This window comes from Nonomuraea sp. NPDC049421 (assembly GCF_040677005.1).
In the GTDB taxonomy this organism is placed as follows: Bacteria; Actinomycetota; Actinomycetes; order Streptosporangiales; family Streptosporangiaceae; genus Nonomuraea; species Nonomuraea salmonea.
Window position 1 is genome coordinate 223438 of the sequence record NZ_JBFAQA010000004.1, and the last position, 25714, is coordinate 249151.

Here is a 25714-nt window from a genome sequence, read left to right on the forward strand (position 1 = left end):
GGGTGTCGGTGGGGGCTTTGGAATGCGCTGCTCATGTGGCGCTCGTTCGTAGGAGGATTGTGGAGATTCGGCCGGTCGAAGGGCTGTTGCTGGGCTACTTCGCGTTGATGGCGACCGTTGTCGTCCTGGCCCACGAGCGGGTGCCCGGCGCGCCGGGGCTGCTTGGCGGGTGCTTGCTTGGTGGTGCGTTCCTGGTGCTGGCGGCGCGGGCCGGGCAGTGGCGGCCGGGTGATCGGCGGGTGGCGGGCCTGCGGTTCATGGCGCCGTTGCTCGTGATGCCGGTCGTGTACTCCATCGCTGCCGAGGCGGCGCTCGCCGTGCATGGCCGGTTCCTCGACGATGCCGTACGCGCCTGGGAGCGAGGGGTGTTCGGAGTCGATCCCAACGCCGTCGTCGCCGAGTGGGCCATGCCGCCGACCACCGAACTGGTGACGTTCTGCTATTTCTCCTTTTATGGGTGTTTTCTGATCGCGCCGGTGCTCTACTTTCGAGGCCGTGCAAACCTCGCGGAGGGATACCTGTTCGCGCTGCTCGCCACGCTGATCATTTGCTACGTCGGTTTCATGGCGCTTCCCCTGGAAGGACCGGCGCCGGCGCCGCCGGAGCTGTACGCCGCCCAGCGCCCCTCCGGCTACCTGATCACCCCGCTGCAGAACGCCATCATGGCCGCCCTCGACCCGCCCGGCGCCTGCTTCCCCTCACCCCACGTGGCCGGCGCCTGGATCACGGTGCTCACCCTGCGCCGCCACGTCCGCGGACCGGCGAGCCCGCTGCTGTGGCTCGCGGCCGTGGGGCTGACGGTGGCGGTGGTGCACAACTCGTACCACTACGTGTCGGACCTGGTCGCGGGCTTGATGGTGGCGCTGGTCGTGCACGCGGTGATAAGCCGCACCCAGAGCGCCCGCCGCACCCTGGTCAGGACGGGGTGAAGACGAGGCCGGCGTTGTGGCCGCCGAACGCGAACGACGTGGACACCACGGCCCCCGCTCCGAGCGGACGCGGCGACCGGACGACGTCGACCTCACACTCGGGATCCAGCACGTCGAGGTTGATGGTGGGGTGGATGAGGCGTTCGTGCAGGGTCAGCACGGAGACCACGGCCTCGATGGCCCCGGCGGCGCCGATGGCGTGACCGACGATGCTCTTGGTGGAGGTGACGGGCACCTGCCCCGGCCCGAACACGCGGGCGATCACCCGCGCCTCGGTCACGTCGTTGAGCACGGTGCCGCTGCCGTGGGCGTTGACGTGGGCCACGTCGCCGGGGGTGAGCCGGGCGTCGGCCAGGGCCTGGCGCAGGCAGCGTTCGGCGCCGTCGCCCTTGGGGTCGGGCGAGGTGAGGTGGTGGGCGTCGGAGGTGCGGCCGTAGCCCGCCAGCTCGGCGTAGACGCGGGCGCCGCGGCGTACGGCGTCGTCGAGACGCTCCAGCACGACGAACGCGGCGCCCTCGGCGAGCACGAACCCGTCACGGGCCGCGTCGAACGGGCGGGAGGCGCGCTCGGGCTCGTGGCCGCGCTGGGACAGCGCGCCGCAGCGGTGGAAGGCGAGCAGGATGGTCGGCGACACGCACGCCTCGGTGCCCCCGGCCACGACGAGGTCGGCGGAGCCGTCGCGCAGCAGCCGCAGCCCCTCGCCGACGGTGTGGCCGCCGGAGGCGCACGCGGTGGAGACGGTCATGCTGGGCCCGAGGATGTCGTGGCGCATGCTGACGAACGCGGCGGAGGCGTTGGGCATCGTCCGCGGCACGTAGAGCGCGCCGGGCTGGCCGCCGCCGAGCAGCGCGGCCTCGGAGGTCTCGGTGCCGCCGAGCGCGGTGCCGGTGACGACCGCGCGCCGCTCGGGCGGCACGTGCGGCCCGCCCGCGTCGGCGAGCGCGTCGGCGGCGGCGCACACGGCGAGCAGCGTCGCGCGGTCCATGCGCCGGGCCTCCTTGCCCGTGACGTAGGGGGCCGGGTCGAAGCCGGGCACCTGGCAGGCGAACCCGACGGGCAGCTCACCGGCGTCGAACGAGGTGATCGTGCGTGCCGTGGACCGCCCCTCGACCAGCGTCCGCCAGAACCCGGCCAGGTCGTTGCCCGCCGCCGTACGCACGCCGAGCCCGGTGACCGCGACGCGGACCCGCGCGCCCATCAGCCGACCCGCGCCCCGGCGTGGACCAGCCCGGCCATGTCGGCCAGGGTGCGCGCCTGCTTGGCGGTGTCGAGGTCGACGGCGATGTGGAAGCGGTCTTCGCTGGCGGCGGCCAGCTCGGCCATGTCGAGGCTGTCGGCGTCGAGCTCCTGGCGCAGGTCGGTGTCGGCGGAGATGCGCGCGGGATCCACCGACAGGATCCGGGCGCAGATGGTGCGCAGCTGCTGGAAGATCTCTTCCTCGGTCATGCGTACGTCCTTGTCGGGGTGTCTGGGGGCATGCGGGAGGCGGACCGGCCGGCATGGACGCCCGGGAACCGGATCAGCGGCGATTACTCTACCCTTACGACCGGACACTGTCAGCTACGGCCATCCGAGGTGAAGTGCGTGGGGCGGAGAGACCCGTTCACGAAATGCCGGCTCCCCCAGGAGGTCGAGGCGGTGGCCGCGGCCGGCGTCTACCCTTTCTACCTGCCGGTGGAGGGCAGGCCCCGCGGCGGCGAGGTGGTCGCGGCGGGGCGGCGGGTGCTGCTGGCGGGCTCCAACGACTACCTGGCGCTGTCGGGCGACCCGCGGCTGGCGGCGGCGGGCGTGGCGGCGATGGAGGAGCTGGGCGCGGGCAACTCGGGCTCGCGGGTGCTCAACGGCACGCTGGCCCTGCACGAGCGGCTCGAGCGGGAGCTGGCGGCGTTCCTCGGGCACGAGGCGGCGATGGTGGTCTCCACCGGCTACCAGGCGAACCTGGCGCTGAGCGCACTGTTCGGGCCGCGTGACGTGGTGGTGGCCGACCGGCACATGCACGCCTCGCTCATCGACGCGGCCCGGCTGGGGCAGGCTGAGCTGCGGCGCTACCGGCACAACGACATGGCGCACCTGGAGAGGCTGCTTGAGGGGGTGGGCGACGAGCGCGGGGCGATGGTGCTCACCGAGGGCATGTTCTCGGTGGGCGGCGATCTGTGCGACCTGCCGGGCGTCGCCAAGCACGCGGCGCGGCACGGTGCGCGGGTGGTGCTCGACAGCGCGCACGACGCGGGCCTGCTGGGCGCGGGCGGGCGGGGCGCGGCCGAGCATTTCGGCCTGGGCGCGGCGGTCGACGTGCAGACGGTGACGTTCTCGAAGTGTTTCGGCACGCTGGGCGGCGCGGTGGCGGGGCCCCGGCACGTGGTCGACTACCTGCGGCACAGCGCGCGGCCCGCGCTGTTCTCGGCGTCGCTGCCGCCGTCGTGCACGGCCGCGGCGCTGGCGGCGCTCGACATCATCCGTACGGAGCCGCAGCGCCGCCAGGCCGTCCTGGCGGCGGCTGACCGCCTGCGCGCCGGCCTGACGAGGCTCGGCTACGCGATCCCGCCCGGCGGCACCCCCACGGTGGCGCTGCCGATGGCGGACGCGCTGACGTGCTGCCGCTTCTGGGCGAAGCTGCTGGAGGAAGGCGTGCTGGCGAACGTGATGCTGCCACCGGGCGCGCCGGGCGAGCAGCCGCTGATCCGCCTCAGCGTCACCGCCGCCCACACCACCGCCCAGGTGGACCGGGTCCTGGAGGCGGTGGCGACGGTCACCGGTGAGATGTCCGGTGAACGGCCTGCCCACGCCCTGGGCCATCGCCGCCCGAACGCCCGAGGCTGAGCGCGATCACTCCCGCGAACCCGGCAGGAGACCGCGCCCGCCCGAGCTAGCGCGGGACGAACCTGACGAACGGGATGTGCTTCCCCACCTCGTGGTAGTCGTCCTGGCTTTCGTCTACGGCGTAGCCCATGAGCTTGCACAGCCGCCGGGCGGCGGTCGGATGCCGGGACGCGTAGCGGGCCATGATGACGGCCCCCGCCTCGGCCGGCAGCGGAACGGCCGTCACCGGGTGGACGCGTCCGCCGACCTGGATCGTCACCTCGGGGGAGGCGGTGACGTTGCGATACCAGTCGGCCTTGACGCCGAACCCCGAGGCGGCCACGTAACCGTTCTCGTCATGCTCGACGACCTCGATGACGACCTGGCGCGGCAGTCCGGACACCCTGCCGACGTGGTTGAGCAGCATGACCCGGCCGCCCAGCAGGGCGCCCAGGCCGAGCCGGTAGAGCAGGATGGGCAGCCGCCACAGCTTGCGGCGCAGCCCGGTCGGCGGTGCCGGCCTCTTGACGATCTCCATGACGTCACCTTCCTCGGGTGGTCGCGGGCGGCAGGACGCTCCCCGCGCCGAACTGCCGGCGCAGCACGGGCGCGAACGCCTGACGGGTGATGATCCGGTTGGCGAGTCCCTGCACGGCCAGCCCCGCGCGGCCGGAGGGCAGCAGCATGCGGGCGAACAGCAGGGCGTTGCGCTGGCGTCGCCGCACCTCGGGACGCATCCTGGCCTCGTACCGGGCGAACGCGCGCTCGTGGCCCGGCTCTTCGGCCAGCGCCTCGGCCAGCGCGTACGCCCCGGCCATCGCCATGGAGACGCCCTGAGCCGACACCATGGTCATGCAGCCGCAGGCGTCCCCTATCAGAGCGACCCGGCCGCGGTGCCAGACAGGCATCATGACCTGGGCCATCTCGTCCATGAAGATCGAATCGCCGGCGGGTGCGTCGGCGAGCAGCGCCGGCGTGAGCCAGCCCGCGCCGGCGAAGCGCTCCCGCAGCAGGCCCGCCCGCTGCTCACGCGGGACGCTCCCGCCACGCGGCGCGCGGAACAGCAGCAGGGCGACCAGGGTGCCGGGCTCGCCGCTCGGATAGAGGACGGTCTGGCGGCCGGGCTCGGTGTAGTGGGCGCGTACCCGGCCCCAGCCGTAACGGTCGGGCACCGGGTAGGACGCCAGCCGCGTACCGAGCGGGTGCACGAACCGCGACTCAGGGCCGAACACGAGCTCCCGCGTCCGCGAATGGATGCCGTCGGCCCCCACCAGCAGGTCGAACCGCTCACGGCCACCGCCGGCGAAGGCGACCTCGACCGCGCCGCCGGTGTCGCGGACGTCGGCGACACTGTCCGCGAAGCGGATCTCCACCTCACCGTCCACGGCGTCGAGCAGGGCGCCTTCCAGTGTGGTGTGCATCAGCGGCAGGTGCGGCCCCCTGATGACCCGCTCCAGCAGCTCAGCCGGCAACCGGGCCGAGGACCGTCCTGAGGCGTCGACGAACTCGACCGCGTCGACCGGCAGCCGGTGCGGGGTCAGCCGGTCGAGAATGCCCATGCGAGCCGCGACGTCGTAACCGCTGCCGAAGAAGTCGACCCCGTAGCCGCCCAGGCGGCCGTGTGGCGCGCGCTCCACGACCACCGGCTCGAACCCGCGGCGCCGCAGCCAGTAGGCCAGCGTGAGCCCGGCGATCCCAGCCCCGCTGACGAGCACTCTCCCGCCTTTCCTCCGGCAAGCAGGCGGGTCGAGGGCGCTCACCCCACCGCTCATCTCTCCTCCACGGGAAGCAGCCCCTGCGCCACATCCAGTGCCTCGCCGACGGGCAACTCCCCGTCGATCATGCGATGCAGCATCAGCCCGTCGATCGCGGCGACGATCAGCGTCGCCACCCCGGCCGCGTGGCCGGCCGCCCAGCCGGGATGCCGGACCCGCAACCGATCGGCGATGTGCTGCCTGGCACGGCGAAGCTCGTCGCGCAGCATGGCGCCGAGCGCGGGATCGCGCGTCGCTCCGATGATCAGCTCGGCGGCCAGCCGGGAGCCGTCCTCGTCGCCGGCGATCGGCCCGGATGCGGGCACGCCGTCCGCCGCCGGCCGGGACGCGGGCTCGTCGGCGGCGGTCCGCGGCAGCAGCATGCGGATCGCGTCAAGCGCGGCTCGCTCGTCCTCCGCGGCCAGCAGCTCATCGACGAGCGGGTTGACGAGCAGGTCCGTGCCGCGCCGGAAGATCGCCGCGTGCAGGCCGGGCAGGCCGCCGAAGTGATAGTGGATCAGCCCGGCATTGGTCCCGGCCCGCTCGGCGACGGCACGCGCCGTGATGCCGGGCCAGCCGTGCTCACTCAGGAGCGCCAGGCCGGCCTCCACGAGCTGCTCACGCCGCCGATCCCCTCGCGAAGATTTTGGCCGATCGACCAAGTTAGTCATGCGGCCAACTTAGCACGCCGTGATCGGGAGGCCGCCATGCCTGGGCCACCTCACCCTCGCTCGGGCCAGCGCACCACGCCTGACCTGCGCCCCTTCGAGTCCAGGTGGATCATCACCGGTGCCGACGCCGCCACGCATCTCCGGCGGCGAGGTTCGCCACTCCCACGTCGCTCTGATCGCCCGGCTCGCCGGCGACAGAGGTCACGACGGCTAGCGGCGGCCGTACTTCTTGTGGACCGCCTGCTTGCTCACCCCGATCGCGTCGGCGATCTGCGACCAGGCGAGCCCGGCGACCCGGGCCCGCCGCACCTGGACCGCCTCCAGGCGCTCGATCTCGCGCCGCAACGCGGTCGTGGCGTGCAGCGCCAGCAGCGGATCGTCGTCCTGTGCCTGCCTCATGAGGGTCGCCAGGTCGTTCGTCATGCACTAAAGGTAATCCAGCAGCAGCGCGTTGATCTCCTCAGGACGTTCGAGCGCCGGCAGATGCCCCGCCCACTCCAGCTCCAGCAGCCGCCCCTGGGGCAGCTCGGCGGCCAGGTGGCGGGCGCTGTCGCGGAAGTACGGCAGATCGCGCCCGCCGGCCACCACCAGCGCGGGCACGTCGATGCCGGCCGGGGAGAACTCGCCTTCGACCTGCTCGGGCTCGGGGTCGGCGGCGAGCTGCACCTCGAACGCGTGCCGCTGCATCGCCACCACCTTGTCCCACGCCTCCCGGCCCGCGTCGGGGCCGAGCAGGGTGCGCGCGTTGAGCTCGGCCGCGCCCTGCACGTCGCCCTCCTCCAGCAGGCGGTCCTCCTCCTGCCAGTACGCCCGCAGGTCGGGCGTCGGCTCCAGCGTCGAGAGCGGGTTGAGCAGCACCAGCCGCCCCGCGAGACCGGCCGCCGCCAGCTCCAGCGCCACCCGGCCGCCGCCTGACGACCCGACCAGCGCCGCCCTGCTGACGCCGATCGCGGCCAGCACCTTGGCGACGTCGCCTGCGTCACTGTAGGGGGCGTCGGAGCGGTAGGGGGTGTGGCCGTAGCCGCGGAAGTCCACCTTGATCACGCGGAAGCGGTCGGCCAGCGCCTCCTCCTGGGCGTCCCACATGCCGGAGTCGGCCGCCGTCGCGTGCAGCAGCACCACCGGCTCGCCGGCGCCGCGCTCGTCGTACCAGATCGTCATCGGGACTCCACCGCCATCCGCACGCCGAGGCCGATCAGCACCACGCCGGAGATCTGCTCAAGGCGCCGCTTGACCGACGGCCGGCCCAGCCACGTCTTGGCCTGGGCGACGGCCCAGATGAGCACCAGGTACCAGAGCACGTCCACCGCCACCCACACGACGGCGAGCGTGACGAGGGTGATCGGCACGTCCTGGCCCGCCGGGACGAACTGCGGCAGGAACGACATCGCGAACACCGCCGCCTTCGGGTTCGCCACGCAGGTGCCGAGCCCCGCCAGGTAGGCGCCGCGCCGGCCCGGCACCGCATCCCCCTCGACGGCGGCGACGGGGACCGGCTTCCTCGCCTGCCACAGCGCCTGCGCACCCATCACGACGAGCACGGCCGCGCCCGTGACCCGCATGACGTCGTAGGCCAGCTGCGAGGCCACGACCAGCGCGGACAGACCGAACGCGGCGGCCAGGCCCCACAGCAGGATGCCGGTCTCGTTGCCCAGCGTGGCCGCCATGCCGGAGCCGCGGCCCGAGCGCAGGGTCTGCCGCAGGATGACGGCCGTGCTGACCCCGGGCGCCATGGCCACCAGGACGCACGCGCCGATGAAAGCGAGAAGGTACATGCGGGGATGCTGACAGAACCCGCGGCGGGGTGTCGCCTCATTTTCGCCGTGGGCGTCAGCCGTACAGTTCGGCCAGGTCCGTGACGGCTTCGCTCATCAGCGTGCGCAGCTCGGGCGGGCCGAGCACCTCGACGTCGGCGCCCATGCGCAGCAGCAGCCAGCGGGCGTGCGTCAGTGACTCGACCGGGACGGTGAGCGTGAGCCAGCCCTCGGGGTCTGGCTCGCCGGCCGCGGCGAGCGCGGCGCCGACGACGTCCGCGCCCATCGTGTACGCCAGCAGGTCGCCCCGCCCTGGTGCGAGCTTGATGACGGCCTCGGCGGTGTACATCCGCTCGCGGAACTCCTGGGCGTACTCCCGCCAGAAGGCGGCCAGCTCGAACCCCTCCGGCCTGGCGAAACGTCCCGGCATCGTCTCCAGGGTCAGGATGCGCGCCACCCGGTAGGTGCGCGGCGAGCCCCCGGGCGGCGCGGCGACGAGGTACCAGGAGCCGCCCTTGAGCACCAGCCCGTACGGATGGATGACCCGGTCGACCTCCTGCTTGCCCCAGCGCCGGTAGGTCATGTGCAGCGGCCGCTGGTCCCACACGGCCTCGGCCACCTCGCTCAGGTGCGGCACGTCGTCGGCGGAGCGGTACCAGCCGGGCACGTCGAGCAGGAACCGCTCGCGCATGCTCGCGGCCTGCGAGCGCGGCTCCGGCGGCAGCGCGGCCAGCAGTTTCAGCTCGGCGTTGGCCGCGAACTCGCCCAGGCCCAGCTCGGCCGCCGGCCCCGGCAGACCGGCCAGGAACAGCGCGGACGCCTCCTCGGCGGTCAGCCCGTTGAGCCGGGTGCGGTAGCCGTCGAGCAGCTGGTAGCCGCCCGCGGGGCCGCGGTCGGAGTAGACCGGGACGCCGGCCGCCGACAGGGCCTCGACGTCGCGGTAGACCGTGCGTACGGACACCTCGAGCTCGTCCGCGATCTCGGACGCCGTCATGCGGCCGCGCGTCTGCAGGAGCAGGAGCAGCGAGAGCAGGCGGCTGGCACGCATGCCGGCCATTCTATTTCCGGCAGGTCAGGCGAACTGCTGCCAGCCGAGCCTGATCACCATGGCCACGACCACGACCAGCAGCACGATCCGGACGAACGCCGCGCCCCGCTTGAGCGCCGTCCGCGCCCCGAACTGCGCGCCCGCCACGTTGCACACCGCCATGCCCAGGCCGAGCGCCCACTGCACGTGCCCCTGCACCGCGAACACGGCCAGCGCGCCGACGTTCGTGCCGATGTTGATGATCTTCGCGGAGGCGGACGCGGAGACGAAGTCCAGCCCGAGGATGGTGGTGAAGGCGATGATGAGGAACGTTCCCGTCCCCGGCCCCATGATCCCGTCGTAGAAGGCGATGCCGGCCCCTGCCGTGGCCACCGCCGCCACCACGCGGGGCGGGGTGCGCAGGTGCGGCACCGGCACCGCGCCCATGCTGGGCCGCAACGTCACGAACACGGCGACCGCGACCAGCACCACCATGACGGCGGGCCGCAGCACCTCGGCCGAGATGGACGCCGCCGCCCATGCCCCGAGCCCGGCACTCACCATGGCCATGGCCGCCCCGGGGATCGCGACCTGGCGGTCCACCTTGGTGGAGCGCGCGTACGCGACGGCGGCGGAGGTGGTGCCGAACACCGACGACAGCTTGTTGGTGGCCATCGCCTCGACCGGCGGCATCCCGGTCACCAGGATGGCGGGGAGTTGCAGCAGCCCGCCGCCGCCCACGACGGCGTCGACCCACCCGGCTCCGGCCGCTGCGGTCAGCAACACGAGGACCTGCTCCAGCGGCACGCGCGATTCCCCCCGATTCCCCCAAGAAACGCCAAGAGTGTACAAGCCGGGATCTGGTCACCCTGGCACCGGCCCTGGGGGACTCGAACGCGGAGCGGGACCCGTGACGAGGTCCCGCTCCGGCGCGTTCAGAGGGTCAGGCAGCCCACGAGCGGGACTTCGGGCGGGATGACGACGGCCCCGGCGGGGTCGGCGATCGTGCCGGTGGCGCAGTTGGCCATCACGATCGGGTCGGTCTTCTGGAGCGACTCGATCACGTTGATCTTGGCCGGATCGATCACGGCGTGCGCGGCCGGCGCCGCCATCAGAAAGCCGCCCGCCAGAGCCGCGACCAAGGCGAGGCTACGAGGGGATGGACGCATGGATACCTCCATGGTTCAGGGAACAGAAGCGCGGCGTGACGCCGCGCACCTGCTGTGATTACCCTCCGCAACATCACTCACCGTAACCGTCGGTGACGTTGCGCTGTCGTGGGCTCGGCCTGCTTCTATCGCTCCGGCTAGGTCCGCGCGGTCACTCTCACGCCGGTCGCGACCACCGCGAGGCAGATCAGCGCCACGCCGGCCACCACCGCCAGCATGATCGGGTACGACAGCCACGCCGACAATCCGGCCAGCAGGGCAGGAAGCAGGAATCCCGTGTACGCCAGCATGTAGTAGACCCCCGTCAGGCCGGCCAGGTCGTCGGCGCCCGCCATGCGCTGGATCTCCAGCAGCCCCGACACGACCGCGATCCCGTACCCCATGCCGAGCACGGCCGCCGCGGCGGCGGCCAGCCACGGCGACAGCAGCACCGCGTCCGCCGCGCACAACGCGGCACCGGCCGGCATCACGCTCATGGCCGCCACCGGCGCGCGCCCGCGCAGCCTCTTGGCCACCGGCTGGACGGCCACGCCCATGCCGAGCATCAGCACGGTCAGGCCCGTCGCGTACGCCAGGCCCCACTCCCCCACGCGGGTGTCCACGAGCTGCGGCATCACCGCGTACGCCAGCCCGGCCGCCCCGAACACCCACGGCGCCATCGGCAGCACCACCAGCCAGAACCGCCGCCGCGCCGGGGCCGGCACGCGCAGATCGTCCGCCAGCCTCGCCAGCAGCCCCGCCGGGGCCGGGCTGGGCGCGCGCGTCTCGGGCACGCGCAGCAGCAGCGCGGGGACGGCCGCGGTGAGGAGCACGTGCACGACGTACGGGCTGACCATGGGCCACGGACCCCACTGGGCCAGCGCGCCCGCCACCCCCGCGCCCAGCCCGAACCCGGCCGTCTGGCACAGCGAGGCGCGCCTGGCGGGCAGAGCGCCGTCCTCGCCCGCCGACAGCTCCTTCACCCAGCTGCTGCCCACGGCCATCGCGATGCCCACCGCCACCCCGGTGATCAGCCGGCCCGCGTAGATCGCCCACGCGCTCTGGGCGCCGAAGCACAGCACGAGGCTGGCCAGCGCCGACGCCGCCGTGCCCGCCACGAGCACGGGACGCCGGCCGCGCCGGTCCGACACCGGCCCGGCCAGGAGGAGGCCGGGGACGAGGCCGACGACGTACGCGCCGAGGAAGGCGTCCACGTCGAGCGTGGAGTAGCCGCCGAGGCGGCGGTACATGAGCAGCAGCGGCGTGAACTGGTTGCCGCCCCATCCGCACAGGAGCATCGCCGCCGCCACGACCCGCCAGGAGAAGGTGCGGCGGGCGGCCGGCTGGGTTTCGAGCATGGAAGGAGGAACTTTCGAGGTCGTGACGGGCAGGCGTGAAAGGTCAGTGCGGGGTGCCGTGGGTGGCCGTCAGGTGGACTTCGAGGGCTTCGGCGAAGGCGGCGGTGTCGCCGGCCCGCAGATGCTCAAGGAGGGTCTCGTGCTCGCCCGCCAGCAGCGGCAGCCGCTCGGGACGCAGGCGCAGGGCCGAGATGCTCATGCGGCGCTGGCGGTCGCCGAGGGTGGCGTAGAAGCGGCCGGCCAGCCGGTTGCCCGACGCCTCGACGATGCACCGGTGGAACGCCTCGTCCGCCTCGGCGAATCCCCCGACGTCGGCCGCCGCCGCGAGATCCCGCTGCCGGGCCAGGAGGTCGCGCATCCGCTGGTCGTATTCTGTGGGCAGACCGGTCCTGGCGATGCGCCCGGCGGCGGAACGTTCCAGTGCGAGGCGCAGCTCCAGCACGTCGGCCGCCTCCCCGGGCGGCACCGGCACGACCACCGCGCCGCGCTTGGGATGCAACGCCAGCAGCTCCTCCGACTCCAGCCGCAGGAACGCCTCACGCACGGGAGTCCTGCTCACGCGTACGCGCTCGGCGATCTCCCCTTCACTGATGAGGCTGCCACCGGGCAGCTCGCCGGAGAGGATCAGCTCCTTCGTGACGGTGTACGCGGTGTGAGCAGCGGACGGCCGCTTGGCGGTTCCGGGCATATGTCGAGGTTATCAGCCTAGGATGCAAGCTTGTATCTATGATGCCGCCGCGCGGGAGAAGCGTTCGGCGAGGTGGGCGAAGGCGGCCTTCAGCTCGGGCGGCCCGACGACCTCGATGTCGGCGTCGAACCTCCCGAGCGCCGCCGCCAGCCCCGGCCACGACCACGAACCCAGGACGAGCCGGCACCGATCAGGCCCGAGCGCCTCGACCAGCCCTTCGCGGGTGTACTGGGACACGACGTCGGCGGGCAGATCGAGAATCACCTCACCCCGGCACGGCCAGTCCGCCCCGGATGTGGGGCTGGTGGCGCCGCGGAAGCGGGCGGCCACGAAGGTGGCCACGTCCCCGCCGGGCAGCTCGCGCGGAGTGAAGCGGGGGCCGTTCGGGGTGCGCGGGGTGATGCGGTCGGCGCGGAACGTCCGCCAGTCGTCGCGGTCGAGGTCCCAGGCGACGAGGTACCAGCGCCCGCCCCAGGTGAGGAGGTGGTGCGGCTCCACCCGCCGCAGCACCTCCTCTTCGGCGGAGCGGTAGCCGAAGCGGAGGACCTCGTGGTCGTGGACGGCGGTGCTGACGGCCATGAGGACGCCGGTGTCCACGGTCGGGGCGGGCCGGTCGGTGGGGCGTCCGACGGCGGTGACGCGTACGGTGTCGATGCGGCGGCGCAGCCGGGACGGCATGACCTGCCGCACGGTCGTGAGCGCCCGCGTCGCGGCCTCCTCGATGCCCGCGCCGGCGGCGGTGGCGAGCTGGAGCGCGACGGCCACCGCCACGGCCTGCTCGTCGTCGAACAGCAGCGGCGGCAGCTGCGCACCCGCCCCCAGCCGGTAACCCCCGTCGGGCCCCTTGAAGGTCACGATGGGATAGCCCAGCTCGCGCAGCCGGTCGACGTCGCGCCGGACGGTTCGCGGGCTGACGTCAAGCCGCTCGGCCAGCAGCGCCCCCGGCCAGTCGCGGCGGGACTGCAGCAGGGAGAGCAGGGCCAGCAGGCGCGCGGAGGTCTTCTGCATGCCTGCCATGATGCCCGCGGTAGCGGCCACATCCTGTCCCCTTCTCCTGCCACGATCAGCGGCGCCGTAGAAGCGGCCACGACCTGGCCGCAATCCCTGCCAGAGTTGTCGGCGCAGCGCCGATCTCGTACCCCCAGAAGGATGCTCATGGTCGTTCTCAGCACGCGGGCGCTCAACCGCGCCACGCTGGCCCGGCAGTCCCTGCTCGAACGGGCCGCCGTCCCGGCCCTCGACGCGGTCGCGCACCTGTGCGGGCTGCAGGCGCAGGAGCCGCAGGAGCCGTTCGTGGGGCTCTGGTCGCGGTTGTCCCCGTTCCGCCCTGAGGCGCTGTCGGACCTGCTGACGGGGCGGCAGGTCGTCCGCGTCCACCTCATGCGCAGGACCGTGCACCTCGTCACCGCCGAGGACACCCTGGCCTGGCGGGCCCGCCACGACGGGATGCTGCGGCAGAAGGTGCTCACCACGTACCGGAAGGAACTGGCCGGCGTCGACGTGGAGAAGCTGCGCGAAGCGGCCCTGGAGATCATGGCGGACGGCGAGCCGCGCTCGATGGGCGAGATGGGACGCGCGCTGGCCGAGCGCTGGCCCGGCCCGGGCCCGCGGCCGCTGGGCGAGCTGGCGATGGCCGCGCTGGTCCCGGTGGTGCAGCTGCCGCCGCGCGGGTTGTGGCGGACGACGGCGGGGGTGCGGAACGCGCTGCTGGAGTCGTGGCTGGGCAAGGAGATCGAGCCGCTGCCCGCCGACGGCACCGACCTCGTGGGCCGGCAGCTCGTCCGTCGTTACCTGGCCGCCTACGGCCCCGCCGCCTCAGCCGATCTGCGCGCCTGGTGCGGCCTGAGCGGGCTGCCCGCCGCGGTGGCCGCGGTGCGGGACGAGCTGGTCACGTTCAAGGACGAGCGCGGCCGGCTGCTGCTCGACCTGCCGGACGCGCCGCTCCCCGACTCCGGCACGCCCGCCCCAGTACGCTTCCTGCCCGCCTTCGACAACGCGATCCTCGGCTACGACGACCGTACGCGGATCATCGACGACGCCCACCGGAGCCTGTCGGTCAGCGGGGCCCGCGTGGTCCTCGTGGACGGCCGGGTGTCCGCCACCTGGATCACCGCCCGCGAGTCGGGTGCGGTGGTCGTCACTCCCTTGCGCGAGCTCACGATGGCCGAGCGGGACGAGCTGGTCGAGGAGGGGCAGGCGCTGGCCTCATTCCTGTCGGACGGCGAGACCGACGAGGTACGCCTCACCTGAACGCCACGTACGTCATTTGTCGTGTCCCGCACCCGGCATCCGCCCGTGTTCCGGGGCGACCGTAGGCGCTTACGGTAAGCGCAGTCTGCCCCCTGTCGAGGACGATGCTCATGGACGTCTCCTTCGCCACGATCTGGGAGGCCGTCGCCCGCAGGCTGCCCGGCGCGGTGGCCGTCCAGGAGCCGGGCCGGGAGCTGACGTACGCCGAGTTCGACGACCGGGCTGCGCGGCTGGCGGAGGTGCTGGTGAGAGCGGGCGTGGGACCGGGCGGCAGGGTGGCCTGCTACCTGCACAACGGGGCCGCTTATCTGGAGGCCGTGTTCGCCGCGTTGAAGATCGGCGCGGTGCCGGTCAACGCCAACTACCGCTACACCGGCAAGGAGCTGTCGGGGCTGCTGACCGATGCTGAGGCGGAGGCGATCGTGTTCAGCGGGTCGCTCGCCGCCGGGGTCGAGGAGGCGGCCCGCACAGTGCCCTCCCTGCGCCTGCTCGTACGGGTTGATCGCCCCGGCCAAGCGGCGGCGCACGAGCAGAGACTCCTCGACGTTCCCGGCCGGACATCTGCCGGCTTGGACGACCTGATCGCGGCCACGCCACCAAGACCTGCGGAGCCGCGCCCCGGTTCCGACCAGCTGTTCCTCTACACCGGCGGCACCACAGGCCGGCCCAAGGGAGTCGTGTGGCGGCTGACGGACCTGCTGCACTCCCTGGCGGTCCCGGTCTTCGGCCCGCTCGGCGTACAGGGGCTGCCCGCCACGCTGGAGGAGGCCGTGGAGATCGCGGTGGCGGCGCACGAGGACGGGCGAGCCCCGGTGACGCTCCCGGTCGCGCCGCTCATGCACGCCACCGGCCTGTTCAACGCGATGGGCGCCCTGCTGACCGGCGGCCGGGTGGTGACCACGCGGCCGGGCGGGCTCGACGCGCGGCACGTCTGGGAGACGGTGGCGGAGCGGCGCGTGCGTACGGTGATCGTGGCGGGCAACGCGGTCTGCGCCCCGCTGGTGGCCGAACTACAGGCAGGACGGTCCTACGACCTGAGCTCGCTCACCTCACTGATCAGCTCGGGCACCGCGCTGAGCGACGACCTCAAACAGGTCCTCCACGAACGCGCCGACGTCACGATCTTCGACGCGATCGCCTCCAGCGAGGGCGGGCCGTTCGCCTTCGCGGTCACGTCGTCGGCCGCCGACCTGCCTGCCCGTTTCTTCCCCGTACCGGGCACCAAGGTCATCACCCCGGGCGGCCGGCGGCTCACGCCGGGCAGCGACGAGACGGGCGTGCTCGCGTACGCGGGCCCGATGCCCCTCGGCTATCACGGCGACCCGGTCAGGACGGCGGCCACGTACCGCGTCGTCGACGGCGTCCGCCACGCGATCCCCGGCGACCTGGCACGGCTGGAGGCGGACGGCGCGATCCGCTTCCTCGGCCGCGGCTCCTCCGTGATCAACACCGGCGGCGAGAAGGTCTACCCGCAGGAGGTCGAGACCGCCCTGCTCGCCCACCCCGACGTGACCGACTGCGTGGTGGTGGGCCTGCCGGACGAGACGTGGGGCGAACGCGTGGCGGCGGTCGTGGCCACCGCGAGCCCGGCCCTGACCGAGGACGTTCTCCGCGAGTGGGCACGAAAGGACCTGGCCGGCTACAAGGTCCCCCGCCACATCCTCCTCCGCCCCGCCCTCCCCCGCTCCCCGGCGGGCAAGCTGGAACTGGCCTGGGCCAGACGCGTCCTCACAGATCACGGAAGTAGTGGTCGTACCAGGTGCCGTCCGCGTCCTGGCTCCGCCTGACGTACCGGAAGCCGGACCGCCGGGCGACGGCGATGGACGGGGCGTTCTCCGGCTCCGCCCGGATCAGCGCCCGTATCGCCCCTTCCGAGGCCGCGAACCGGCAGGCCAGGTGGACCGCGCGGGTGGCCAGGCCGCGTCCCCGCCACTGCGGATAGAGCCCGTAGGCGAGGTTCACCTGGTCATCGGGCAGCTCCTCCGTCCCGAAACGCACGTCCATGGTGCCCACCAGGTCCCGATGGCCGGCGACGTGGATCCCGAAGGCGCGATGCGGGCCCTTGGTGGCCCACAGCTCCATGCAGCCCCGTATGTACTCCTCGGTGTCAGCCCGGTTGCTGGGCCCGCCGTTGAGCCAGCGTACGAGCTGCTCATCCTCACCGGCCAGATGCGCATCGAGATCGTCCAGGCACAGCGGGGAAAGGGTGACGACACCGTCGGACAGCGACAAGACGCCCATCTGTCGATGTGTAGCCGCCGATACCCGCTCGAGCAACCGAATATCGGCTGGAACCGGCCGCTGATCAGCGCGTGATCAGGCCGAGCGCCGCGTCCAGCGCCGCGAGCTGCGGTACGGCGTCCCCGTTCGAGGCGGCGGCCGCGGGATCCAGCAGGATGGCCCACATCAGGCCGTCGATGATCGCCAGGATGAGGCGGGCGAGCGCTTCAGGGTCCTGTTTCAGGTCCAGCTCTCCGGTGAGGCGCGCGTACCGCAGGGCCTGGTCCAGGTTGCCGAACGCCTCCTTGTGCAGGTCCGCGATCACCGCGGCGAAGTCCGGCCGCACGGCGGCCCTGGCGTAGAAGGCGGCCCAGACGCGGGCCTCACCCAGCCTGGCCGGGTCCAGGGGCAGCGACTGCAGGATCGCGGCGCGCAGCGCGTCGGCGAACGTCATCCCGTCCGGGCCGCCCAGGCGGATCCGGATCCCGTCCAGGCGCCGCCTGGCCGACTCGACGAGCACCGGCTGGTGGAGATCCCGTACGCCGACCACCAGTTCGACCTGAGCTGGGGCGGTTTCGGCAGCCAGATCACCCGGCACGCGATCGAGCGGTTCCTGCGCGAGATCCGGTGACTTTGCCCCCTTGGATACGCTTCCTCCCGGAACACGACGAACGGGATGGGGAACGTGCGGCACGAGGCTGACGGAGCGACGCGGGCGGCGTCCCTGCACGTGTTCGACATGGACGGCACGCTGCTCACCGGCTCGTCGGCCAGCCTGCAGATCGCCCGCCGGCTCGGCACGTACGACGACCTGGTCGAGCTGGAGGCCAGGTTCGCGGCCGGCGAGATCGACACGCGGGGCTTCGCCGCCGCCATCCACGAGCTGTGGCGTGAGCTGACGCAGGCCGCGGTGGCCGAGGCGTTCGCGGCCAGCCCGTGGCTGAACGGCATCGAGCAGGTCTGCCGCGACATCCGCGAACGGGGTGAGCGTTCCGCCGTCATCACCATGTCGCCGGACTTCTTCGCCCGCCACCTGCTCGACCTGGGCTTCGACGAGGTGGTGGCGTCCCGGTTCCCGGTGCCGCCGTTCGCCGAGCCGCTCGACCCCGCCGCCATCCTCACCCCGGCCGACAAGGTCGGCATCACCGAGCGGCTGCGCCTGCGCTTCGGTCTGCCGTACGAGCGGTGCGTCGCCTACGGCGACTCCATGTCGGACGCGCCGCTGTTCCGCCGTCTGACCAACACGGTCGCGGTGAACGCCGACCACCACCTCGCCGACCTGGCCGCGCTCAGCTACCGGGGCGGCGACCTGACGGAGGCGTACGAGCTGGGCCGCTCCCTCCTGACCCCTTGACACCCCGCGCCACCCGGGCAGAAGCTCTATTTCAGAACATTGTTCTAAAATAGGGAGTGGCCATGGGCGAACTGGACGGGCGAGTCGCGATCGTCACCGGAGCCAGCAGGGGCATCGGCGCCGCGATCGCGGAGGCGTTCGGCGCGGCAGGCGCGCAGGTGGCGGTCACCGCCCGCACCCTGGAAGAAGGCACCAGCCGCCTGCCAGGCACCCTCCGCGACACGGTCGGCCGCATCCGCGACGCCGGCGGCACCGCCGAGCCCTTCGCCGCCGACCTCTCGATCCCCGACGACAGAACTCGTCTGGTGAAGCAGGTCCTCGACCGCTTCGGCAAGGCCGACATCCTGGTCAACAACGCCGCCGTCACGTTCTTCACCCCCGTCGCCGACTTCACAGCCCGCCGCATGGCGCTGATGTTCGAGGTCCAGGTCAACGCCCCGACCCACCTCGCCCAACTCGTCATCCCCGGCATGCGCGAACGCGGCCAAGGCTGGATACTCAACATCAGCTCGGTGGCCGCCCGCCACCCGTCCTTGCCCCCTGGCCCGATGGCCGGCTTGGGCGCCACCGTCTACGGCATGTGCAAAGCCGCCCTCGAACGCCTCACCACCGGCCTGGCCGCCGAACTGTACGCCGACAACATCGCCGTGAACTGCCTCTCCCCCACCCAGGTGGTCCCCACCCCCGGCACCGTCTTCCACGGCCTGACCACCGAGAACGACCCGAACGCCGAACCCCCGGAAGTGATGGCCACCGCCGCCCTGGCCCTGTGCCGCGCCCCGGCAGCCACGCTGTCGGGCCGCATCGCCTACTCCCAGGACTCACTCCCCTGAAGACCCAGCCGTTCGATTCCTGCCGGGTCGATGACCAGAAAGCCGTTCTGACGGCGGCAACGTCCAGGCGCTTGCATGAACAGCGGATCCTCCCGCTGCAGAATCCCGGCACCGCCGAATCGGTCTCCGTCAAGCAGCCGCCCGCCCCCAGGCAACGCCACCCCGCGCCGCTCCCCCACCCGCAGCGGTGTCGCGCCTTGCGGCCAGATCGGCACCATCCTGCCGCTCTCCGTGTCCACGTACAGGCACGCTTCGCCGCCGATCCACTTCACCCGTCCAGTGATCGGGACGGCGCCTTCTTCTCGAGTGCCGTGCACCAGAATCTGTGGATCCACACCGACCATGCAGACCGCATTCGGACAAGCTTTTGAGGAGACTTCGAGCGCAGGAGGCTCAGAGGTGCATCCCGCCGATAGAGCCACACCGACCAGCGTGACAGCGAGGGGGACCGAACTCATCGAGGCTCCGCAAGCTTGAAGAGTGACTGTTTTCCCTCTTCTCCCTGACACTCATTGCAGCGAGTTACGTCCGGAGGATGACGGCGTAGTGAACGACATCATAGGTTGCCAAGCGCGGTGGTGACCTTGGAGCATCTCCTTACCTACCGATGCAGGCGACGTTCCCGGGAGCGGCCCCATGATCACCGAAGATCTGTCCGAGCCGGAGATCGCCCTCTGGAAGGCGTATCCCGCGGCCCGCCCGGTGAACCTCTCCGGCTCCCCCGTCCGGGCGACGGTCATCGCCAGGCTGCTGCTCGGCGCCCTCGACGACCTTCCCGGGCAGACGCCGGGCCTGCGCCTGTCCGGGGCGCGGATCACGGGCCGGCTGGACCTGTCGTACGCCGAGGTGCACCACCCGCTGAACCTGACCGACTGCGACTTCGAGGAGGCCCCGGTCCTCACCGGCGCCCGCACCGGCCTGGTGCGCCTCGCGGCCTGCCGCTTACCGGGGCTGCTGGCCGGCAACGCGATGATCGGCGGCGGTCTGCGCCTGGAAGGGTGCCGGCTGGACGGCCCGCTCCAGCTCGGCGGAGCGCACGTCAACGGGGTGATGGAGCTCAGCGGCACGACGATCCACGCCGCCCCGGCCGTCGACGCCGCCGGCCTGATCGTCGATCGCGACCTGTTGTGCGCGAACGCCGTCCTCGACGGCGAGTCACGCCTCGCGGGCGCCAGGATCGCCGGGACGATGATCTTCGACGGCACCCACGTCGGCAGCACGGTCGGCAGCACGGTCGGCAGCACGGTCGGCTCCTCGGACGGCCGCAGCCTCACGGCCGACGGCATCGTCATCGACGGCGGGTTGTCCTGCGGCCGCGGCTTCCGCTCGTACGGCGAGCTGAGCGTCCAGGATGCCCGGGTAGGGCGGAAATGCGCGTTCAGCGGTGCCCGGCTGTCCAACCCGTCCGGCATCGCCCTCAACGCGGAACGGCTCTCCGTCGAGGGCGGGCTGCACATCGACGAGGGCTTCACCACCGAAGGCGAGGTCCTCCTGCGCGGGGCGCGCGTGACCGGCCAGCTCTCCCTGGCCCATGCGACCCTCGTCCACCCCGGTGGGCGCGCGCTCAACGGGCCACTGATGGAGATCGGCAGCGGGCTGCGGGCGACGCCGGGGTTCGTGGCGGACGGAGTGATCTTCCTGGACTCGACCCAGGTCCGCGGGTCGCTCAACCTCGACGGCGGGCGGCTGTCCAACCCGGAGGCGACGGCGCTCTCGCTGCGCCGGCTCGGGGTGACCGGCAGGTTCAGCTGCGGCGAGGGGTTCCGCGCCGACGGGGAGATCGTCCTCATCGACGCCAAGGTCGAGGGGATCATGGAGTTCCACGGCGCCGTCCTCAGCAATCCCGGGGCGCGGGTGCTGAGCCTGTGGGAGGTGAACGTGGGCGGCGGCGTCGACTGCTGCGAAGGCTTCACCGCCCAAGGCGGCGTCTCCATCAGGAACTCCCAGATCGCGGGCGCGCTCTGCTTCGCGCACGCCACCATCGACGGTGATCTTCAGGTACGCCGTGTCCAGGCGGCCGCGCTGAAGATCGGACCGGAGACCGCGCTCCTCGGCGCCGTCGACCTCCGCAACACCCGGGTCGGCGTGCTCGACGACGTCCCCGGCCGCTGGCCCGCCCGGCTCCAGCTGAACGGCTTCACCTACGACAACCTGGAGCACGTCCTGCCCGTCCAGGAGCGGCTCGACTGGCTGGCCAAGGAAGACTACCTGCCGCAACCGTACGAACAGCTGGCCACCGTCTACCGGCGCCACGGCCACGACGAGGCCGCCCGCGACGTGCTGCTGGAAGGGCAGCGCCGCCGCCGCTCGGGCCAACGGCTCGCCGCACGGCTGTGGAGCCACCTGCAGGACTGGACCGTCGGCTACGGTTACCGCCCCCTACGCGCCGCCCTCTGGCTCGCCGCCCTCCTCCTCATCGGTACGTTCGTCTTCGCCACCGACCACCCACCGGCCTTCAAACCCGGCGAAGCGCCCCCGTTCAACGCCTTCCTCTACACCCTGGACCTGCTCCTCCCGGTCATCAGCTTCGGCCAGGAGAACGCCTTCGGCCCCCACGGCACCCAGCAGTGGCTCGCCGCCACGATGATCGCCGCGGGCTGGCTCCTCGCGACGACCATCCTGGCCGGCCTCACCCGCGCCTTCTCCCGCCGCTGAGCCCTCGCAGTGAGGTGGACTGTACGTGCGATTCGCCATTGCCTACCGCGAACGTGAATTCCGGCTGTGGAGTTACGTCCCTTCGCACTCCAGGCTCCTGCTACGCAGTGGCCGGGAGACTTCCGGCACCACGCGCATCGACATCGCGTTCGGTGACGTCTCGGCCGTGAGCCTGCCCGTCCTGATGGACGGCCTCACCGTCGAGCAGCCGGATGCGCAGGCGACGCACGACGTGGCCGCGCGACTCGGACCTCGCGCGCAGCTCGATGATCTGCTGATCCTGCGCGGACACGGCTATCACGGATACGTCCTGGCGAGCCTGGTGGAGGTAGATGAGTCCGACCGTCCTCTTTGGGAGCCGGACAAGTGGGGGATCTGCTCGCCCGGCTGAAACCCGCTGCGCACCCGGGCGGTCTGCGATCAGTCGAAGGCGCACAGCCCGTTGAACTCCCTGATGTCCGTGTTGATGTCGGTGATCACCTGGTTGGGGTCGGCGTCGACCATGCCGGTCAGGCGGAAGCCCAGCTCCTGGAACTCCGCGGCCAGCCGTCTGATCTTCGCCGCGACCACTCCCTGCGCGCTGAGCCCCGCGCCCATCAGGTCGCGGTACGGCTGCTGAGCCGCGGCCGCCTGGCCGCTGCCGCTGGTGCCGGCGTCCCTGCGGTACGCGTTCAGCGCCGTAGCCGCCTCGTCACAGCCGGCGGGCCGGACCTCCGGCAGCGGTGGAGGGGTGTCCTGGGTCGCGCGCGTGCGTTCCGGCGGCCGGGACGTACTTCGTTCAAGCGAAGGCGATGGGGAGGGCCGGGCGTCTTCCCGGTCCGGCGAGGACGGCTCCGGGGACGGGCTCGAGACCGCGGACGGAGTGGAGACCACCGCGTCGGACCCCGTGACGGGCGGCCTCAGGTAGGTGAAGAGCGCCACCACGGCTGCGAGCGAACCCGCCACGGCGCTCACCGCCGTCCAGTTCAGCCGCGAACCCGCTCCCTCGCCGCGCGCTGATCCACTCCCCATGGCCCCATCGTGGCGGACCCGCCCAGCCCGGTCCAGGACACCACCGGCCTTCCCTATCGTGGTTCGACGCGCATGAGCAGCCGTCTCGGGTGCAGGGTGATGCCGATCTTGGTCCTGGTGTCGGTGCCTGGGGCAGGGGCCAGGCGCCAGCGGCAGGTGAGCGTGGCCAGGATGATGGCCAGTTCGGTCAGTGCGACGTGATCCCCGGGCACTGCCGGTTGCCGACGCCGGCGGGGATCATCGCCGTTCTCGGTACGCCGGCGGCTCGGCCGGGTGTCCAGCGGTCGGGGTCGAAGGTCAAGGGCCGGGGGAAGGATGGCGGGTCACGCTGCATCGCGTACGGGCTGTAGGCGATGTCGGCCTGCGCCGGGATGCCGTACGCGGCCAACCGAGCAGGCTCGACCGAGTGGCGGGTGAAGGGGTGCCGGTAAGAAACGCGTCATGAGCCCCAAACGAGCTGCTGGCCCAAGCTCGCGCTTGGCTGATTCTCTTCAGGAATTGACCCCGCCTGCACGACGCCCAGATGCCTGACCCCGACCGCAAGCTCGGCACCCTGCGCCCGCACGACGCCCGCCACACCTTCGCCTACGGTCTGTCGCAGGCCTCCGGCCACAACCGCGCCGAACTCGAACGACGCCTCGGCCACGCCAACGACCGCTACCTGCGCCTTTACACCAACCCACCCGACGACATCGCCGCCGACTACCTCGAAGACCTATGACCGCGAGACCTGCTCACGCCTCAACACGACGGGCAGCGTAGCCATCCGCCCAGTCGACGATCCGGTCGGCGAGTCCTATGACGGCAGCCGCGACGCCGGGAGCGCCTGGACCACCGGCTGCGTCGATGACTCTGAGTGTGGGCCGAGTATGGAACACCGCTTGGCCTGGCGTCGCCTACGACCCCGTAGCCGATACTCGGGCTCGACGGTTCAGGAGTCGCGGCGGCCATTCCTTCGCGGCGCGATGAAGACGGCCCAGGCGGCCACACCCAGGCCCGGACCGATGGACGAACCTAGCGCGACACCGTAAGCGAGGTTGTCGAAAAAGCCCCCGACGACGACGCCGACGAGGACGCCGAAAACAGCGCCGAAGGCGATCCAGACCCCAAGATTTGCCCAGATCCCGAGACCTCCGGCGGGCGGGGGCGTGTTGTTGCTCGTCATTGCATCTCTCCTAAGGACGCGTGGACAGGGCTGACAATCTGGCGGCCCATCACGGCGGATGTCGGTGTTCGCGTTGTCCGGTGTCCGGAGCGGCCGAGTGCCCGCCGCGCCTACGCCGTGGCACGGCGGATGAGCCTGTACCCGCCGACCGCGAACGCGGCGGCCACCAGGGCCGGCCAGCCGGCGAGCAGCGCCGTGGGGGACTGGTCGAGCAACCAGCGGCCGATCGCGTGCCATTGCCGGGTCCACGTGATCAGCGCGGCGGCCAGCCCAAGCGCCGTGAACGCCAGGGTGAGGCAGGCGATGACGCCGGTGGTGCCCCAGCGCAGGTACAACGTGCCGAGCAGGATCCCGAGGTGGGTCACGACCAGCATGGGTACCGCGTACCCGAGCAGGAGCAGCACCGGGTGGGCGTCATCCATGAACGGCAGGCCGAAGAAGCGCATCCCCACCCCCCAGTAGCCGGTGGCCTGTTCCACGGCGCGCAGCAGGCAGAGCACCAGCGCGTAGAGCACCGACTGGACGACCGCGAGCAGCGACCAGGCCAGGTAGAACTCCCGGCGGGTCACGCTCATGCCCAGCGCGTACGGGAAGATCTGGGTGACCGAGACGGCGGCCATCCCGATTGCGACGCCGCACAGGCTGACCAGGCCGCCGGTGTTCGTCACGCCGTCGCCCAGGTCGTAGTTCGCCATGAAGGTCAACAGGTTGATGCCGAACACGACGGCCGTCATGCCCCACGTCCAGCCCAGGATCTGCGGCCAGGCCGGCATCTGGAGACGGGCCACCTGACGGATGCGGTTCATCGGGCGGCCTCCCGGCCCGCCGGCGCCGTTGTCGTCGGCGGTACGGTCAGGCGGACCACGAGTTGCTGCAACGACAGCGGCTCCAGCTCGACGTTCAGCGTCTGCGCGTGCGCCTTCGCGTGCGGTCCGAGCCCGCCGAGGATGGTCGACCGGACCAGGCCGCTCAACCGCTCGCGGTGCAACTCGGTGCGTCCGGCGGCGAACCCGTCCACGGCCTCCGCCCGTCCGGTGGCCGCCACCGCCCGCCCGCGCAGGTCGTCGGCGTCCTCATCGAGCAGCAGCCGACCACGGTCGATGAGCAGCACCCGCTCGACCAGATCGCTCACCTCGTCGATGAGGTGGGTGGACAGCACCACGGTGCGGGGATGCCCGGCGTAGTCGGCGAGCAGGCGGTCGTAGAAAAGCTGCCGGGCGGCCGGGTCGAGCCCGAGGTACGGCTCGTCGAAGAACGTCAGGGGCGCCCGCGCGGCCAGCCCGACGGTCACGCCGAGGGCCGACAGCATGCCCCGCGAGAGCCTGCGGACCAGCCGCCCGGCCGGTAGCTGGAAGTCCGCGGCGAGGTCGTGCGCGAATGTGTCGTCCCAGTTCGCAAACAGCCGGCGTGCGGTGCGAAAGACGTGGCGCACGGTGTAGACGTGGGGGTAGCGCTGGCTCTCCCGGACGAAACAGACCTTCGACAGGACGGCCGGGTTCTCCACCGGTGGCGCGTCGAAGACCGACACGTCCCCCGACGACGCGAACGCCTGCCCGGTGAGGATCTGCATCAGGGTGGTCTTGCCCGCCCCGTTGCGCCCGAGCAGGCCGTAGATCGTGTGCTCGGCCAGCGCGAAGCTCACGTCGTCGAGCGCCGTGACGTCACCAAAGCGCTTGGTCACCCCGTGTGCGGTTACCACCGCCGTCATCCCAGGTCCCTCCCGACAACCGCACCAAATGAATCGATCATCTTCATCAGCTCGTCGTGGCCGATGCCGAGCTTGCGCGCCTCGGCGAGCAGGGGTTCCACGTACTGTTCGGTGAACCGTTCCCGTCGCCGCTCGCGCAGCCTGGCCCGGGCGCCACCGGCGACGAACATGCCGATGCCGCGTCGCTTGTAGAGCGTTCCCTCCGACACGAGCTGGTTGACGCCCTTGGCCGCGGTGGCCGGGTTGATCCGGTGAAAGGCGGCAAGCTCGTTGGTGGAGGGGACCTGGGCCTCCTCCGCCAGCGACCCGTCGATGATCGAGTTCTCGATCAGCTCGGCGATCTGAAGGAAGATCGGTCGGTCGTCGTCCATTGCTGGCTTAGCCGCCCAA

Annotated in this window: 33 protein-coding genes; 9 read left to right on the forward strand and 24 right to left on the reverse strand. The window is 72.0% G+C overall.

Annotated features, from left to right (window positions below):
- Positions 1-59: 59 nt before the first annotated feature.
- Entirely contained in the window at positions 60-929 is an 870-nt protein-coding gene (locus AB0K18_RS09245) for a phosphatase PAP2 family protein (protein ID WP_364912150.1), read from the forward strand.
- Here the strand turns inward: AB0K18_RS09245 and AB0K18_RS09250 are convergent.
- Positions 916-2127, reverse strand: a complete 1212-nt coding sequence (locus AB0K18_RS09250; protein ID WP_364912153.1) for a beta-ketoacyl-[acyl-carrier-protein] synthase family protein — start codon at positions 2125-2127, stop codon at positions 916-918. The genes AB0K18_RS09245 and AB0K18_RS09250 overlap by 14 nt on opposite strands.
- A complete protein-coding gene (locus AB0K18_RS09255; RefSeq protein WP_364912156.1) occupies positions 2127-2375 on the reverse strand; it encodes an acyl carrier protein in 249 nt (82 codons plus the stop codon). Before AB0K18_RS09255 ends, AB0K18_RS09250 begins: the two co-directional genes overlap by 1 nt.
- 138 nt (positions 2376-2513) lie before the next feature.
- Here AB0K18_RS09255 and AB0K18_RS09260 point away from each other — a divergent pair, with 138 nt between their 5' ends.
- Positions 2514-3749: a pyridoxal phosphate-dependent aminotransferase family protein gene (locus AB0K18_RS09260; protein ID WP_364912159.1), complete on the forward strand. Its 1236-nt coding sequence runs from the start codon at positions 2514-2516 to the stop codon at positions 3747-3749.
- 46 nt (positions 3750-3795) lie between these two features.
- Here the strand turns inward: AB0K18_RS09260 and AB0K18_RS09265 are convergent, their stop codons facing one another.
- The 12 genes from AB0K18_RS09265 to AB0K18_RS09320 all read right to left on the reverse strand — a co-directional run bounded on the left by AB0K18_RS09265 (position 3796) and on the right by AB0K18_RS09320 (position 13136).
- The gene (locus AB0K18_RS09265; protein ID WP_364385905.1) at positions 3796-4266 is read right to left on the reverse strand and encodes a nitroreductase family deazaflavin-dependent oxidoreductase; all 471 of its coding nucleotides are present in this window, start codon (positions 4264-4266) and stop codon (positions 3796-3798) included.
- A gap of 4 nt (positions 4267-4270) precedes the next feature.
- Complete coding sequence (locus AB0K18_RS09270; protein WP_364912162.1) at positions 4271-5443, reverse strand: FAD-dependent monooxygenase; 1173 nt, start codon at positions 5441-5443, stop codon at positions 4271-4273.
- Positions 5444-5496: 53 nt separating this feature from the next.
- On the reverse strand, positions 5497-6153 hold the full coding sequence (locus AB0K18_RS09275) for a TetR/AcrR family transcriptional regulator (RefSeq protein ID WP_364912164.1): 657 nt from the start codon (positions 6151-6153) through the stop codon (positions 5497-5499).
- Between the two features lie 210 nt (positions 6154-6363).
- A complete protein-coding gene (locus AB0K18_RS09280) occupies positions 6364-6576 on the reverse strand; it encodes a hypothetical protein (protein ID WP_345407674.1) in 213 nt (70 codons plus the stop codon).
- A 3-nt stretch (positions 6577-6579) separates the two neighbouring features.
- Entirely contained in the window at positions 6580-7314 is a 735-nt protein-coding gene (locus AB0K18_RS09285; RefSeq protein ID WP_364912166.1) for an alpha/beta hydrolase, read from the reverse strand.
- A complete protein-coding gene (locus AB0K18_RS09290; protein ID WP_364912169.1) occupies positions 7311-7928 on the reverse strand; it encodes a LysE family translocator in 618 nt (205 codons plus the stop codon). The genes AB0K18_RS09285 and AB0K18_RS09290 overlap by 4 nt, the downstream gene beginning before the upstream one ends.
- A 55-nt stretch (positions 7929-7983) precedes the next feature.
- The gene (locus AB0K18_RS09295; protein ID WP_364912172.1) at positions 7984-8955 is read right to left on the reverse strand and encodes a YafY family protein; all 972 of its coding nucleotides are present in this window, start codon (positions 8953-8955) and stop codon (positions 7984-7986) included.
- Between the two features lie 24 nt (positions 8956-8979).
- Positions 8980-9741: a TSUP family transporter gene (locus AB0K18_RS09300; RefSeq protein ID WP_364912174.1), complete on the reverse strand. Its 762-nt coding sequence runs from the start codon at positions 9739-9741 to the stop codon at positions 8980-8982.
- A gap of 128 nt (positions 9742-9869) precedes the next feature.
- Positions 9870-10103, reverse strand: coding sequence for a hypothetical protein (locus AB0K18_RS09305; RefSeq protein WP_364912177.1), 234 nt, complete (start codon positions 10101-10103; stop codon positions 9870-9872).
- Positions 10104-10240: 137 nt separating this feature from the next.
- Positions 10241-11440, reverse strand: a complete 1200-nt coding sequence (locus AB0K18_RS09310; RefSeq protein WP_364912180.1) for an MFS transporter — start codon at positions 11438-11440, stop codon at positions 10241-10243.
- Between the two features lie 43 nt (positions 11441-11483).
- Positions 11484-12128 carry a GntR family transcriptional regulator gene (locus tag AB0K18_RS09315; protein WP_364912183.1) on the reverse strand — a complete coding sequence of 215 codons (645 nt, stop codon included), beginning with the start codon at positions 12126-12128 and terminating at the stop codon, positions 11484-11486.
- A 36-nt stretch (positions 12129-12164) separates the two neighbouring features.
- Positions 12165-13136, reverse strand: coding sequence for a WYL domain-containing protein (locus AB0K18_RS09320; RefSeq protein ID WP_364912186.1), 972 nt, complete (start codon positions 13134-13136; stop codon positions 12165-12167).
- A gap of 147 nt (positions 13137-13283) precedes the next feature.
- Between AB0K18_RS09320 and AB0K18_RS09325 the strand changes: the two genes are divergently transcribed.
- Both AB0K18_RS09325 and AB0K18_RS09330 read left to right on the forward strand, forming a co-directional pair.
- A complete protein-coding gene (locus AB0K18_RS09325; RefSeq protein ID WP_364912189.1) occupies positions 13284-14378 on the forward strand; it encodes a winged helix DNA-binding domain-containing protein in 1095 nt (364 codons plus the stop codon).
- Positions 14379-14488: 110 nt separating this feature from the next.
- Positions 14489-16165, forward strand: a complete 1677-nt coding sequence (locus tag AB0K18_RS09330) for an AMP-binding protein (protein ID WP_364912192.1) — start codon at positions 14489-14491, stop codon at positions 16163-16165.
- Here AB0K18_RS09330 and AB0K18_RS09335 read toward each other — a convergent pair.
- Both AB0K18_RS09335 and AB0K18_RS09340 read right to left on the reverse strand, forming a co-directional pair.
- A complete protein-coding gene (locus AB0K18_RS09335) occupies positions 16107-16619 on the reverse strand; it encodes a GNAT family N-acetyltransferase (RefSeq protein WP_364912195.1) in 513 nt (170 codons plus the stop codon). The genes AB0K18_RS09330 and AB0K18_RS09335 overlap by 59 nt on opposite strands.
- Before the next feature lie 64 nt (positions 16620-16683).
- Positions 16684-17118, reverse strand: coding sequence for a TetR family transcriptional regulator C-terminal domain-containing protein (locus AB0K18_RS09340; RefSeq protein ID WP_364912198.1), 435 nt, complete (start codon positions 17116-17118; stop codon positions 16684-16686).
- Positions 17119-17283: 165 nt separating this feature from the next.
- Here AB0K18_RS09340 and AB0K18_RS09345 point away from each other — a divergent pair, with 165 nt between their 5' ends.
- Together AB0K18_RS09345 and AB0K18_RS09350 are read left to right on the forward strand one after the other, a co-directional pair.
- Positions 17284-17952, forward strand: a complete 669-nt coding sequence (locus AB0K18_RS09345; protein ID WP_364912201.1) for an HAD-IB family phosphatase — start codon at positions 17284-17286, stop codon at positions 17950-17952.
- 62 nt (positions 17953-18014) lie between these two features.
- Entirely contained in the window at positions 18015-18785 is a 771-nt protein-coding gene (locus AB0K18_RS09350; protein ID WP_364912204.1) for an SDR family NAD(P)-dependent oxidoreductase, read from the forward strand.
- Here AB0K18_RS09350 and AB0K18_RS09355 read toward each other — a convergent pair.
- Positions 18761-19243 (reverse strand): hypothetical protein, encoded by a 483-nt coding sequence (locus AB0K18_RS09355; RefSeq protein WP_364912207.1) that lies wholly within the window; start codon positions 19241-19243, stop codon positions 18761-18763. The genes AB0K18_RS09350 and AB0K18_RS09355 overlap by 25 nt on opposite strands.
- A gap of 178 nt (positions 19244-19421) precedes the next feature.
- Here AB0K18_RS09355 and AB0K18_RS09360 point away from each other — a divergent pair, with 178 nt between their 5' ends.
- Positions 19422-21440 carry a hypothetical protein gene (locus AB0K18_RS09360; RefSeq protein WP_364912210.1) on the forward strand — a complete coding sequence of 673 codons (2019 nt, stop codon included), beginning with the start codon at positions 19422-19424 and terminating at the stop codon, positions 21438-21440.
- Between the two features lie 25 nt (positions 21441-21465).
- Complete coding sequence (locus AB0K18_RS09365) at positions 21466-21831, forward strand: hypothetical protein (protein ID WP_364912213.1); 366 nt, start codon at positions 21466-21468, stop codon at positions 21829-21831.
- Positions 21832-21860: 29 nt separating this feature from the next.
- Here the strand turns inward: AB0K18_RS09365 and AB0K18_RS09370 are convergent, their stop codons facing one another.
- Genes AB0K18_RS09370 through AB0K18_RS09380 form a run of 3 tightly spaced genes read right to left on the reverse strand, consistent with a single transcriptional unit; the run spans position 21861 to position 22839 of the window.
- Positions 21861-22451, reverse strand: coding sequence for a hypothetical protein (locus AB0K18_RS09370; RefSeq protein WP_364912216.1), 591 nt, complete (start codon positions 22449-22451; stop codon positions 21861-21863).
- A 53-nt stretch (positions 22452-22504) separates the two neighbouring features.
- A complete protein-coding gene (locus AB0K18_RS09375) occupies positions 22505-22663 on the reverse strand; it encodes a hypothetical protein (protein WP_364912749.1) in 159 nt (52 codons plus the stop codon).
- Positions 22639-22839: a cytochrome P450 gene (locus tag AB0K18_RS09380; protein WP_364912219.1), complete on the reverse strand. Its 201-nt coding sequence runs from the start codon at positions 22837-22839 to the stop codon at positions 22639-22641. Before AB0K18_RS09380 ends, AB0K18_RS09375 begins: the two co-directional genes overlap by 25 nt.
- Positions 22840-22974: 135 nt before the next feature.
- Between AB0K18_RS09380 and AB0K18_RS09385 the strand changes: the two genes are divergently transcribed.
- Positions 22975-23172, forward strand: coding sequence for a tyrosine-type recombinase/integrase (locus tag AB0K18_RS09385; protein WP_364912222.1), 198 nt, complete (start codon positions 22975-22977; stop codon positions 23170-23172).
- A gap of 210 nt (positions 23173-23382) precedes the next feature.
- Here AB0K18_RS09385 and AB0K18_RS09390 read toward each other — a convergent pair whose 3' ends face one another.
- The 4 genes from AB0K18_RS09390 to AB0K18_RS09405 all read right to left on the reverse strand — a co-directional run bounded on the left by AB0K18_RS09390 (position 23383) and on the right by AB0K18_RS09405 (position 25695).
- Positions 23383-23616: a hypothetical protein gene (locus AB0K18_RS09390; RefSeq protein WP_364912224.1), complete on the reverse strand. Its 234-nt coding sequence runs from the start codon at positions 23614-23616 to the stop codon at positions 23383-23385.
- Between the two features lie 110 nt (positions 23617-23726).
- Positions 23727-24422, reverse strand: coding sequence for a hypothetical protein (locus AB0K18_RS09395; RefSeq protein ID WP_364912227.1), 696 nt, complete (start codon positions 24420-24422; stop codon positions 23727-23729).
- A complete protein-coding gene (locus AB0K18_RS09400; RefSeq protein ID WP_364912230.1) occupies positions 24419-25324 on the reverse strand; it encodes an ABC transporter ATP-binding protein in 906 nt (301 codons plus the stop codon). Before AB0K18_RS09400 ends, AB0K18_RS09395 begins: the two co-directional genes overlap by 4 nt.
- Complete coding sequence (locus AB0K18_RS09405) at positions 25321-25695, reverse strand: GntR family transcriptional regulator (protein ID WP_345407710.1); 375 nt, start codon at positions 25693-25695, stop codon at positions 25321-25323. The genes AB0K18_RS09400 and AB0K18_RS09405 overlap by 4 nt, the downstream gene beginning before the upstream one ends.
- Positions 25696-25714: the final 19 nt, after the last annotated feature.